Source organism: Nostoc sp. LPT, from assembly GCF_017115165.1.
Lineage (GTDB): Bacteria > Cyanobacteriota > Cyanobacteriia > Cyanobacteriales > Nostocaceae > Nostoc.
In genome coordinates this window covers 39,347-52,553 of record NZ_JABXKF010000123.1, presented here as the reverse complement: position 1 = coordinate 52,553, position 13,207 = coordinate 39,347, and the positions used below count along the sequence as shown (strand labels likewise).

8 protein-coding genes are annotated in these 13,207 nt (G+C 41.6%); 7 read left to right on the top strand and 1 reads right to left on the bottom strand.

What is annotated here, in order from left to right:
- Positions 1-8 precede the first annotated feature (8 nt).
- From HWQ58_RS22775 to HWQ58_RS22745, 7 genes are all read left to right on the top strand, one after another.
- Positions 9-1,295, top strand: a complete 1,287-nt coding sequence (locus HWQ58_RS22775) for a hypothetical protein (RefSeq protein ID WP_292867467.1) — start codon at positions 9-11, stop codon at positions 1,293-1,295.
- Positions 1,296-1,315: 20 nt separating this feature from the next.
- Positions 1,316-4,561 carry a DEAD/DEAH box helicase gene (locus tag HWQ58_RS22770; protein ID WP_292867465.1) on the top strand — a complete coding sequence of 1,082 codons (3,246 nt, stop codon included), beginning with the start codon at positions 1,316-1,318 and terminating at the stop codon, positions 4,559-4,561.
- A complete protein-coding gene (locus tag HWQ58_RS22765) occupies positions 4,498-5,970 on the top strand; it encodes a hypothetical protein (RefSeq protein WP_292867462.1) in 1,473 nt (490 codons plus the stop codon). The genes HWQ58_RS22770 and HWQ58_RS22765 overlap by 64 nt, the downstream gene beginning before the upstream one ends.
- A gap of 1,161 nt (positions 5,971-7,131) precedes the next feature.
- Complete coding sequence (locus HWQ58_RS22760; protein WP_292867459.1) at positions 7,132-8,253, top strand: glycosyltransferase; 1,122 nt, start codon at positions 7,132-7,134, stop codon at positions 8,251-8,253.
- A gap of 432 nt (positions 8,254-8,685) precedes the next feature.
- Positions 8,686-10,038: a magnesium transporter gene (gene mgtE, locus HWQ58_RS22755; RefSeq protein ID WP_292867456.1), complete on the top strand. Its 1,353-nt coding sequence runs from the start codon at positions 8,686-8,688 to the stop codon at positions 10,036-10,038.
- A gap of 79 nt (positions 10,039-10,117) precedes the next feature.
- Positions 10,118-11,152, top strand: a complete 1,035-nt coding sequence (locus HWQ58_RS22750) for an aspartate carbamoyltransferase catalytic subunit (RefSeq protein ID WP_292867453.1) — start codon at positions 10,118-10,120, stop codon at positions 11,150-11,152.
- Between the two features lie 171 nt (positions 11,153-11,323).
- Complete coding sequence (locus tag HWQ58_RS22745) at positions 11,324-11,764, top strand: pentapeptide repeat-containing protein (RefSeq protein ID WP_292867450.1); 441 nt, start codon at positions 11,324-11,326, stop codon at positions 11,762-11,764.
- A gap of 70 nt (positions 11,765-11,834) precedes the next feature.
- Here HWQ58_RS22745 and HWQ58_RS22740 read toward each other — a convergent pair whose 3' ends face one another.
- Complete coding sequence (locus tag HWQ58_RS22740) at positions 11,835-13,175, bottom strand: TldD/PmbA family protein (RefSeq protein ID WP_292867447.1); 1,341 nt, start codon at positions 13,173-13,175, stop codon at positions 11,835-11,837.
- Positions 13,176-13,207 lie beyond the last annotated feature (32 nt).

Below are 13,207 nucleotides of genomic sequence, written 5' to 3'. Positions count from 1 at the left end.
GGTGTATCATGCCACAAGTACAAAGATGGTATACAGGATTTTCTTATCGCGGAAATCCACAAGACCTCATCAAGCAAATTTCTGAACAAGTACAGCGTCATAATCTTACTAAATTAGTGCCGATTTTACGAGTAGAAAAGGGTATAAAATCTCGAAAGCCTTTTTATTTCTTCCTAGCAATTGAAAGTTACCAAGTCGGTGAATTGCCTACAGAATTGCAAGCAAGTCTACTGAAGTTATCGTTTTTCCAATGTCCAATTAAAAATAGTCGAGGCTTCACTTATGAACAGATAAAATCTATGGTTGGTGTAGCTCATGATGTTTTTGATTATACCAGCCCGATTCCTTATCAACCGAGACAAAATCTCAGTGCTGATAACCCGTTTGAACTAACAGAATTACACTCTATTAATCATTCTGATGCTGATTGGGTGAAACCTTCCCAAAATAGCGATCGCTTCCTATACTGGTTATCAAGCCTCGGCAATGGTAGCTGGGAATCTTTTATAAAAAGCTGCAATGCACTCCAACTAGAGGAACCTAAACGCATATTACGACGGTTACGCTTACTAGGACATCTTGAGTCTTCACTAGACGGTTCCAGATGGTCGGCGGCTCCTTCAGCTATTGTAAAAATTGACTCGTATAATACCGAATTTATACTGTGTGGTCAACGCAGTATTGGCTTACTCAAACAATTAGAAGAGTATGGTATTGTAGCATCTATTACTCCCCAGCCGAGAGGGTCAGCACCACCTTGCATTCAATTGGCGGTGAATAACCCTGATGCGATCGCAAATAATTTTCCCATCATCAATACGGGTGAAGTATCCACACAACTTGCCCAAATTCTACCTGATATCGCTACTTGGCAGCAAAATCTCAGGAATATGCCGCCAATTGTGCCGAGTCGGTGGGAATGGAAGCACTTTGACGGTGATGATTTTGAAATCTGCGGTATTCCTCACGAAACAGGGATGTATCAGATGTGTGATGAAAACCGAAACCTCCGCTACACCCTTTTTTACAACCAAAACACTAACACTTGGCATCAAGGTGATTGGTATGGTTTGCGCTTTTTAGCTTTGTATTATCATGGTGCATCTTGCCAAGTTCATTACAATGTTGCTACAAAGTGTTTGGCAATACCAGTAAAGCAACGCTGGCCGGAACTATATGAACGTGCTTTGGTGTTGTCATCTGGACAACTACCAACATATCAGGGCATACTGGCTACTGTATCAAAACGTGAGTGGGGAAGTTGCCCATCAATTGAGTCAAAAGCTAAATGTTAAATACGAAGAGGCTTTAATTTGTGCATGACGTAGTTGGAGCGTATCAACGACTTAACCATATCTATCAGCTGTATATTAAAAGTGCTTTTCCTTTACGTTATCGCTCTTTAGCCGCAGAACGCGATCGCCTTTTACAAGAACTAGGTATTTTAAGCCAACCACCTTTAATTGAACCAGTTCCCATTTATCCCTCATCTGGGAGAGACTTGCAAACTGCTGCCAAACAACTGCCTGGAAAATACCATGATTTGGCACAACTGGGAAAAATGCTGTTTGAAGAGGGAATCGAACTTTATCAACACCAATGGGAAAGTTTAGAGTCAGTTTTAATCAACCAAAAAGATTTAGTTGTTACCACTGGTACAGGTTCCGGGAAAACTGAGTGCTTTTTATTGCCACTACTCGCCCATTTAGCATGGGAATCCAGCACTTGGGAGGCAAGTCCGCCTCCACCAAGTAATCATTGCTGGTGGGATATTCAGGGCGATCGCGTTTCTCAGTGGAAACACGTTACCCGCCCCAAAGCGATGCGAGGTTTGATACTATATCCCCTCAACGCCTTAGTAGAAGACCAATTGCGACGACTCAGAAAAGCCCTGTCAGCGCCAGAAATCCACGATTGGCTAGATAGAGAACGCGGCACAAACCGCATCACCTTTGGGCGTTACACTGGAGAAACCCCGATTCCGGGTGAACCAACACCTGATAAAATCAAACGACTGCGAAACAAATTAGATGAGTATGCCAAGCAGCAACAAAATTTACTTCAAGGGAATTTATCTTTAAATCCCGATTTACCTTACTACTTTCCCCGACTTGATGGTGGCGAAATGTGGTCACGTTGGGATATGCAAGATACTCCACCAGATATTCTAATTACTAACTACTCCATGCTCAACATTATGATGATGCGGAGCATTGAAAACGATATTTTTGATATAACTCGTGACTGGCTGGCAGAACCAAATCATCCAGAACGGCAATTTTTCTTAATTATTGACGAATTACACGCCTATCGTGGCACTCCGGGAACGGAAGTTGCCTATATTTTACGCTTGCTTTTTTCGCGGTTGGGTTTAACACCAGATTCGCCCAAGCTGCGGATAGTCACAACTACAGCCAGTTTGGATGATAACCGAGAAGGAAGAAAATTCCTGCGCGAATTTTTTGGACGTGATGACAAACGGTTTGCTTTCATTACTGGACAACAACAACAGCCAAAAGCCAACGCCAGAAAATCTCTAGTTAAATATCAAAGTGCCTTTGCAGAGTTTGCCCAGTCAGTGCAGCCCGATCCATTACAGTCGATGACACAGCCAGATCCAACGGCAAATAGTCTGGCTATGTCTACCTTAGCTAGCAAGTTAGGATACTCCGAATCTGGAATCAGTGAAGAAAAGCAACTCGGTGAAGCTTTAGCGATTGTTGGTGCTGGTGAAGCTTTACGCGATGCTTGTCAGGAAGTCGATCGCGTTGTTCGCCAAACTAATCAGCCGTCGGTTCGGGCGGCGAAAGTCAAAGATCCCAATAAACAAAAACACCAAACAGATTTAGATAACGAACTTTTCCCCAACGCTGCGAATAGTAGTTTGGTATCCGACTCGATGCGGGGACTACTATTAGCATTGGGGATGTCCAAATTGAGTAATGGGCGATCGCCCCAACCTGTGCGCGGACATTTATTTTTCCACAACTTGCAAAGCCTATGGGCTTGCTGTAACCCCAGTTGTATCCAAGTCGATCAAGTTCAGCGACAAAGCGATCAACCAACCATTGGCGCTATCCATGCTAACCATCGCCTCAGCTGCGGTTGTGGTTCCCGCGTTCTCGATTTAATTGTCTGCGAAGTCTGTGGCGATGTCTTTTTGGGAGGATACAAAAGTACTCGCAAGCTAAGTAACCTGACAGTAGATATCCTGACGCCAGATCAGCCGAACTTAGAAGGTATACCCGATTTAGTTGTCATGAATCAACGTTACAGCAACTATCGGGTATTTTGGCCATTACCGGGAGAAACACCAGCCTGGACTACACAACCTCAAGTTCTAGAATGGACTGTTGATAAAATAAAACGTCAGTGGGTGAAAGCAAAGTTAGACAAACAAACAGGCGTACTTATCCAGAATGCCACATCGCCGAAAACTGATGAGATTCCAGGGTGGCTGTATCAGATAAAGGGAGATGATTTAGATCAACCAGCACTACCAACAAAGTGTCCCCGATGTGATGCTGACTACGGTAGACGAGACAAATTCCCGACTCCTTTACGTATCCACCGCACCGGCTTTCAAAAGGCTTGTCAAGTTATTGCTAGTGGACTGTTACGAGAAATGCCAGCACCGTCTCAACAGGGATTAGGTAGTTCTCGGAAGTTGGTAATATTTTCTGATAGTCGCCAAGATGCAGCTAAACTGGCTGCGGGAATGGAACTTGACCATTACCGCGATATGGTGCGCCTATTACTGATCCAGTCTTTTTATCAATATTGGGATGACCTGATCGCCTTTTTACGAATTACTAGTGCTAATAGCCCAGCCAGTCTAGTAAAATTGCAGACTTTAAACGCTAATCTTTATAGTGCTGTAGCCCAAGCAGCAGATGATATGACTCGGCGCGATCGCTTTGCTAATGCTAATCCTACCTTAGTTACAGAGGCGCTTTTTTGGCTGATGGATTTACCCGCCAATAATCAACAGGCGAGTAGTGCATGGCTAGGTTTACTCAAACGCTACCCTGAACGCATTCCTTTGTTGGAATTACGACAAAAAGTTAGAGATGCTTTATTAGAGTGTGGTATTTGTCCCGGCGGATCGAGTTTTCGCGCCTTGAATTACTGGGTTGGACAAAATCAGGGTCAGCAACGGTATTCTTGGTTTGAATGCTACAACTGGAATGCTAATTTGGTGACGAGAATTTTTCCAGCGACACAAAATCAGACTGACCATGCTACCCGACTGGAAGATATGCTCACTGCTGAACTGATGAATCCATTGTTTGATCACATGGTACGCACAATGGAGGGTTTCGGGCAAGGGTGGGTCAGTTATCAACCGCTAGAAAATACACCATCTAAAATAATTCAAGCTACTGATGCAGTAATCAGACAATTAGGCATCCGTCGCCGACATCAGTATTCTAAGTTTTTTTACCCTGGAACAGATCACAACTTACCAGGCTATGCCCAAAAGTACTTCCGACGCGGGTGCGATCGCTTTATACCCGCTTTCCCACACGCACCAACCAATGGCCGCCAACAGAGGGAGTAGTCGATCGCAATCTAGATATTGCCCTCAGCCAATTTGCCCCTCGTTCCCAAACGGTGAAAGATAAAGCTGTGCATACAGCCTGTGGTGTAGTCGAATTATATCCCCAAGGTAAGAATATAGATTCTAAACCAGGACTTGTACCAGCCTTCACTCAAGAGAATAAATCTTTAGGACTTTGTGCTAACTGTCAAGCGGTTATCTACCCATACAAATTGTTAAAAAAACCACATCCAGGAGGTCAGGAACCGCCAAAAGATACCTGTCCAGTCTGCGGGGTGGATGCTTTACGTTGTCTAGATGCTAGAGAACTCAAGGGATTTTTTACTAACTTGCAACCAGAAGACTTTGATGGACAATTTGAGTGGCAACCAAACGCAACCAGACCATCTTTAAGTGTGAATGCTGAGGTAGGTAATATCCAGCGTATCCTTAACGCTTCCGTTTCTGCATTCAATGACCACATAATTTCTGTGAATGACAACGGCGGCAATGGCGGATTTGATTTTCAAAATGCCTTTATTTATGGTAAGCCCAAACCGGGAGCTTATGCTGTTTCTTCAGATAAGAATAGCCCAGTAACTACATCCGGTTCTGCCTATCGGGTGGCGTTGTTATCTCGCCGGAAGACGGATATTTTGTTGGTAAATATTGAGGAATGGCCTACTGGTGTTTTTGCAGATCCAACCACAGTGATCGGACGTGCGGCTTGGTATTCCTTTGCATTTTGGTTGCGGGTAGCGGCCGCCACCCAATTAGATGTGGATGCAATGGAGTTGCAAGCTGGGTTCCGATCGCTAGAGCAAAATGGAACTGTGATCGGGCAGGCTTTTTTATGCGATCATCTAGAAAATGGGGCAGGATATTGCCGGTTTCTGGAAAAGCCAAAAGAATTTAAAAAATTGATGGATTTGGCGAATCCCAATATTCTTAATAGCATTGCCAGCAAGTGGATAAATCAGCCACATGGAAACGCCTGTGATACATCATGCAACTTATGTTTGCGAGATTATCAAAACCTTGCTTATCACGGGTTATTAGACTGGCGACTAGCTTTAGATATGGCCCAATTAGTGTTATCAGCCTCATCTGTAATTGATCTCAATTCCCCCAACGGCAGTATTCCAAATCCTTGGAGTGAACTATATCAAGGGATGAATGCACCAATTACCGCTACCCTTCAACGCCTTGGTTACGGCTTACCCACTCAGTTCGGAACTCTCACTGGCTACGTACACCAAAATCAAAAACGTCAGACAATGTTGATTTTACGCCATCCTCTGTGGCAAGATAACCATCCTGAGTGGATTGCATCAGAAGCGAGCGCCAAAGCTCAAACACATTACCACGACTATGAGGTGAAATCTGCTAACCCATTTCTGATTCTTCGTCGTCCAGGTGACTACGCATGAAGTTGCTTGATACCAAATACTACTTATATAGATGTAGTAATACTCCGGGCTAGCTAGCAATTTGGTAGATGTTTTCATGATTTGATTCATAACTACTTGCAGAATTCAACCCCTTAAAGGAGTGGGTTTCTTGCACTTGGGCTATGGGGAATGGGAGATTGAGATAGCATTCCGTACCGTATGATATACGAAAACATTAATCGCCTCTGGAAATATCGATCTCTGCGTGGGTGGGAAAATCCCTCCAAGTAAGTCGAGTCTTAGAAAGAGGAACTCTCAAGAGTGGTCTTGGGAATCCACTATTGATTCGGTGTACTAAATCATATTGTGTCCGGTTAAAAACTTATCATTAGGATCGAAGAGGTGAGGGCTTTTTGGGCTTTGTGCATAGATTCGGGAATTATAACTAAATAATATCAATGGTGGAATGATGTCAAAAAATCAAGAGTGCCTAACTCCGAAGGATGAGCTTATGCTAGTCTAAACTAAATCACTACTCCGAGGTTATGCTTATGCTGGTATAAAATAAATCATTTTATAAAAATATTTATTAAATAAATATAATTTTAATGTAGATATGTTTTAAAATTGATGTGTTTGTGTTAAACATTCAGCAAATAATTACAGTAAACAAAAGGAGGCTATCCTCAACCAATCAAGTTTGATAAAAAATAGGGCTTATGGATTCTTGTGCATCCACATAAATACCTTGGTTCAGCCTTTTACAAACCATATTTTGTTAGGGCTAGCAAGAATCTAGCTAGAAGCCTTGAAAAGCATAGTTGCTATTTTGGCTTATCTGTTAATGCGTAAGTCATAAAAAATTAATCAGTTTGTTTACATAAGAAATATCCTAGTTTGCTTTATTACACCCTAAGATATTTACTAAATAATAGTTTCAGGAGAAATTATTATTTCACTTACTAATATAAATAATTAAAGAATTAAAGCCTTGATTTAGACTATTTTTGGCTTGAAAAAACTAAAAATTGGTATTGTTATTGCTGTTCTGAATCAATCAGGTATTTATGATTTTATACAAAATAGTAGCAGGCAGATAGAACCAAGGGCGAAAATGTATCACGAACTTAAAAGTTTTTTACCCAATATCTCGTTCATTTTTTGGAAAGATAAATATTAATCTTAAATAGGAGTAACACAATGAAAACAGTTGGGATGTATCGTCGAGCTTATCCGAGAGTATCAGAAACTTTTATTGGAGAGCAAGCCCATAATTTACAAACATACAAACCGTTATTTATTACTTGTAAACTCTTAGAAGAAATTCCTTTTGACAATATTGCTGTTAGTAATAATGATCAATGGAAAATTAAGCAATTATTTCATATAATTACTGCCTCACCAAATATGTTTGGAAAAGAGGCTGAACTAAAAAATATAAAATTAATTCACGGACATTTTGGCCCAGATGGTATTTACGCAATGCGATTGGCAGAAAAATTAAATATTCCTTTCATCGTTACATTTTACGGTTTTGATATTACAGTTTCACGTTTATCTATGTGGCTGTCAGGTAATCCAGCATTTTATCAATTTCTTTTGCATGAAGAAGAATTAAAACAAAAAGCATCTAAATTTATTGCTTTTTCTAGTTTCTTGTATAAAAAGATGATTAAATATGGTTATCCTGAAGATAAAATTATTAAACTAAATAGTGGTATAGATTTAGAGAAGTTTGCCCCAGCCAGTGAATCAAAAGATGAAAGATATATTTTATGTGTAGGCAGACATACTGAAAAAAAAGGAATTGATACCCTATTAAAAGCCTTTTCTCAGATTGCCAGTAAGCATCCAGATGTGTCAGTTATCCAAATTGGAAATGGCACAATGACTGAAAAATTCAAAACTCTAGCAGATGAGCTTGGTATTAGTAATAGAGTAAATTTTATGGGAGCAAAACCTTATGAAGTGATTCAAAAAATGATGCGAGGTGCAGAAATATTTTCTCTACCCAGTCAAACAGCAAAGAACGGTGATAGCGAAGGTTTACCGCTTTCAATATTGGAAGCCGCTGCTTCTGGTTTACCAATAGCTTCTACCTGGCATAGCGCTATCCCTGATGCTATTTTAGATGGAGAAACTGGCTTTTTAGTTGATGAAAAAGACGATCAAGCTCTCGCAGAAAAATTAGATATTCTTTTGTCTGACAGGGCTTTAGCTAAAAGTATGGGTAAAAAAGGACGAGAGTTTATTTGCGAAAATTTTGATATTCGCAAGCAAACTGCCAAGCTAGAAGCTATTTATGATTTAGTAATTAGTTAACGACGCTCAAGTAAGAGTATCTCAATTTAGATTACTGAACCTCAAGCATTTGTTAATACGCAGAATCCTAATCCCTGGTTTGGAGACAACTCTCCTTTTTTTAGCCATCCGTATGGTTATTTATTCGCGATCGCCAGTTATCACAGATTATATAAGTAGCAAAACTTACTACGAGCGCAGAATAATTCCCCAAAAAATCCAGGTACTAAGCGAAAAAATGTACATAAAGCTACTAAAAATTTAAAATTTCTCAGTATCTACCGGAGAGTACTATTCCGGGTTACGATGATGACTAGCAATGCTTTGATCTAGATATCGATATTGAATTGTTGAAATTTTATGGACCATAGTCCACAAGATGGCAGTATCAACCTCCTCTGAGCTGTGGTGAGGAAGTCTCCCAGCGCGGGGGAGACTTAGGAGATATATATCATGCTCACAGAAGATATTCGTGATTTGTTGACTGATACTACCGATTTAAACCAGTTGAAATGGGATTTAAATCGCTTGCAACCTGTGGATGTGGGAGAATACATTACACAATTGCCTGAACAACAACGCGCGATCGCATTCCGTTTACTCAACAAAGGTCAGGCAATTAATGTATTTGAATATCTGCCGACAGAGGTGCAGGAAGAACTAATTAATTCCCTACATGATGTCCAGGTAGTGCAACTTGTAGAAGAGATGAGTCCTGACGAACGGGCAGAATTATTTGATGAACTACCTGCTGGGGTAATCAAACGGCTATTGCAAGAACTGAGTCCAGAACAAAGGCAAGCAACAGCAACGATTCTCGGCTATGCAGAAGGCACTGCTGGGCGGGTGATGACAACCGAATATGTTCGGTTGCGACAAGGATTGACTGTGGGCGAAGCTTTGAGCAAAATCCGCCGTCAGGACGAAGACAAGGAATCGATTTACTATGCATACGTTACAGATGACAACCGGACGCTAGTGAGAGTAGTTTCACTACGTCAATTGCTGTTTACCTTTCCCGATGTTTTCATTAAAGATATTGCTAGCGATCGCGTCATCAAAGTTAGAACTGAAACTCCCCAAGAAGAAGTGGCGCGAATTATGCAGCGTTACGACTTAATCGCGATCCCCGTCGTCGATCGAGAAGACCGATTGGTGGGCATTGTCACCATTGATGATGTCATGGATATTTTGGAAGAAGAAGCTACAGAAGATATCCAAAAACTGGCGGGTGTGAGTGGTGATGAAGCAGCTTTATCCTCTCCTTTGTTAACCATCCGCAACCGCTTACCTTGGCTGTTGGGTATCATGGCACTATATATTGGTGCAGCCAGTGCGATCGCGCCTTTTCAATCTGTAATTGCCGCAGTACCAGTTCTAGCAGTAATCATGCCAATTTTTTCTAACACTGGTGGTACTGTCGGTATTCAATCATTAACGGTAACAATCCGCGGCTTGGGAGTGGGAGAGGTAACACCCAAAGATACCTTAAAGATTCTCCGCAAGGAACTTTTAGCTGGCTTAGGTACAGCCCTAGCTTTAGCTACAACGATGATACTGCTTTCTTTAATTTGGGCGCGACCTCAAGAACGATGGGTGGCTTTAATTGCCGGAATGGTAATGGCAACTAATACAATTGTGGCTGTCACACTCGGTACTTTACTGCCAATGGGTTTGACACGGCTGAAGCTTGACCCTGCTTTGGTTAGTGGCCCGTTAGTGACTACAATGCTAGATACAATTGGGTTTTTAACGTTCCTCAGCCTAATTTCTCTAGCTTTAAACGTTTTCCATTTACCAACGTGAAGGGATTGGGCATTGGGCATGGGGCATTGGTTATTACCCTTGTCCTCCTTGTCCCCCTTGTCCCCACTTCCAAAATTCTATGCCTACTACTACCTGGAATCGTCATCACATTCTTTCCCTAGCTGACTTCACTACTACTGAATACGATACAGTTTTGCAAACTGCTGCCTCTTTTCAAGAGGTGCTATCACGGCGGACAAAGAAAGTACCAACCTTGCAGGGACAAGTAGTGGCGAATTTATTTTTTGAATCGTCTACCCGCACTCGCAGCAGTTTTGAACTTGCAGCCAAACGCTTAAGTGCGGATACGCTGAACTTCGCCGCCGCCACATCTTCTATGACTAAGGGAGAAACAATTCTCGACACGGCGAAAACCTATTTGGCTATGGGAACTGATATTATGGTAGTCCGCCATCGAGAGGCAGGAGTACCGAATGCGATCGCAGCTGAAATGGATCGTCTAGGTGTACGAGTTAGCGTCCTCAATGCTGGTGATGGTCAACATGAGCATCCTTCTCAAGCACTGCTAGATCTATTTACCATAACTACTCTAATTGACCCAGATCATCCCCGACTGGAACTTTTAAAAGGGAAAAAGATTGCCATTGTTGGGGATATTCTCCATTCTCGCGTGGCGCGATCAAATATTTGGAGTTTAATTGCCAGTGGTGCCGAAGTGCATCTGGCAGCACCACCAACCCTTTTACCTAAATTCTTTACTGAGTTTATCTCTGAAGAGTCAGGAGTTAGGAGTCAGGAGTCAGAAGTCAGGAGTAATTCCCCCAATCCCCAACTATTTCTTCATTGGCAGCTAGAACCAGCTTTGCAGAATGCCGATTTTGTCATGACTTTGCGCCTGCAAAAGGAACGGATGACGGCTCATTTGCTGCCAAGTTTGCGAGAATATCATCAGCTATTTGGCATTACATGCACAAAACTGCAACTTTGTAAACCTAGCGTCAAAGTTTTGCATCCAGGCCCAGTCAACCGTGGTGTTGAAATTAGTTCTGAATTGATGGATGACCCAGAGTTTAGTCTAATTCAATCACAAGTTACCAGCGGTGTCGCTGTTCGGATGGCACTCTTGTACCTATTAGGTAGCGGCAAGGCTTAATATAATCTCAGTTTGAAATTTACTCCCATCGGAGTACATTACGGAACAATATCTAATCTCATCGAATTTATTATTCCTCCAATGGCATGAGGACAGAATTCTGTAATTTTGGCACACTGGTATCGTAGAAGTTGAGAATTTAATGACTTCTAGAAGTGTCCGAGGTAAATTATGAAACGAATTTTTTTGACGGCAGCAGCCTTACTCAGCACGCTATCCTTAGCTGCTCCCATTCCCGTCAAAGCAGAAAATTCCGCCTTTGTCCGCCGCTTGTTAGAAACTAGAGAATGTTCGGGATGCAATCTAGCAGGAGCTAACCTTAAAGGTGCTCATCTAATCGGTGTTGACTTGAGAAATGCAAATTTAAAAGGAGCTAATCTCCAAGGTGCTAACTTAGAAGGTGCAGATTTAACTGGAGCTAATTTAAAGTCTGCTAATCTCACACGAGCATTTGTTAGCGATACGATGTTAAATAATGCCAATCTTACCAACGTGAATTTGAGTAATTCCCGTTTATATAATAGTGACGTAGATGGCGCTGTTTTAGCTGGTGTTGATTTAAGCGGTGCTGATGTATTTAATACTGCCATTAGCATTGGTGGTGAATACTAATGATCAGTCATGTCTTTCCAAGTGATGAGTTAAGAGTTAAACTCTTAACTCTGCACTGACTAAGTTTTATTTATTCGCCGGTAATCGATAGTTCATTAACCCAGATTTTCGGGCAAACCCCCCCTGGCGTTAACTCTGGCTCTTTTTCTACATAAATAATTGACTTCAAAAGTTCCAAGAAATCGCCAGCAACAGTTGCTGACTCAATACTCGTCCTTACTCCCTTATTAACTAGCCAACCATCAAACGGCAAAGAAAAGGAACCTTGCAAGGATTTAACTCCAGCATGGAGAGCTTGTAAATCATCGATAAAAATCACATTTTCAGCAGTTTCTAAGCTCAATTCCTGCTCAGGAGTTGCTGTTGAAAATACGTGATAAAAATTTGGACTAACGCTGACTTTTGCGCCAATACTAGCATTACCGGTTGGTTGGGTATTTAACCTTTTAGCAGTACCTGCACTGTGGAGAAAGCTTGTTAAAACCCCATTTTCAATTAGCGAAATCTGACGAGTGGGAGTTCCTTCGCCATCAAAAGTTTCTGCACCAACGTTAGCTGGGTGCAGTGCATCATCAAAAACTGAAATCAGAGGAGAAGCAATTTGCTTACCTAAATCATCAGGAGTAGATAGACTTTGATTGTCTAAAATACTTTGGGCATTGAACAAGTTAGAAAAAGCGCCCAACAGACTTAAGAAAGCTTCCGCAGAGAAAACAACTCGATATTTACCAGTTTTGATTTTTTCATAATTCAAGTGACTGATAGTTTTATCGGCGGTTTCTTTGATGCAACCATTAATATCTAGATTATCTAAATTTTGGTTGATTCTAAAAGCGCCTGCACTGCGCGGCTTTTTGCCATCTTCCTCAGTTTTGCTGTAGAGATAAACTGATGCCAAAGAGTGAGATTCAGTTCTCACTGCGCCGTCGCTATTGAGATAAAATCTGTCAATATCTCTTTGTGACAAACCATTATAAGGTACGCCTTTAATTGCTGGATGAGCCGCTAGTAATTCTTTTTCAGCTACCAACAATTTTTCTATAAGTTCAGCAACAGGTGCTTGGGATGTTTTAGCCTGAGGTTTACTTGAAATCGGAGTAGTAGCCTCTGGACTAAAATCTGGAACATTTTCTTTAACACCAAAGAAACTGGCTTCGTAGGCAGTTTTCAAAGCTAATTCTAGTCCCTTGGGGTCTACATCTGTGGTGCTAGTGACACCCATTGTATTATCTTCATTCCAGACACGAACAGTAACACCAGAGCGGTTTGAAGCTTTGACCTGTTTTGGCTCACCTTGGTCTACTTGCACGCTAGTGTCATCAACTGTTGAACCATAAATGTCGAATTTCTTAATGCCAAGCTTATCAGCATTATCCTTGGCAGAATTTGCAATCTCTTTGATATTCGGCATAGCTAATTTTAGATTTGGGATTTGAGATTTGG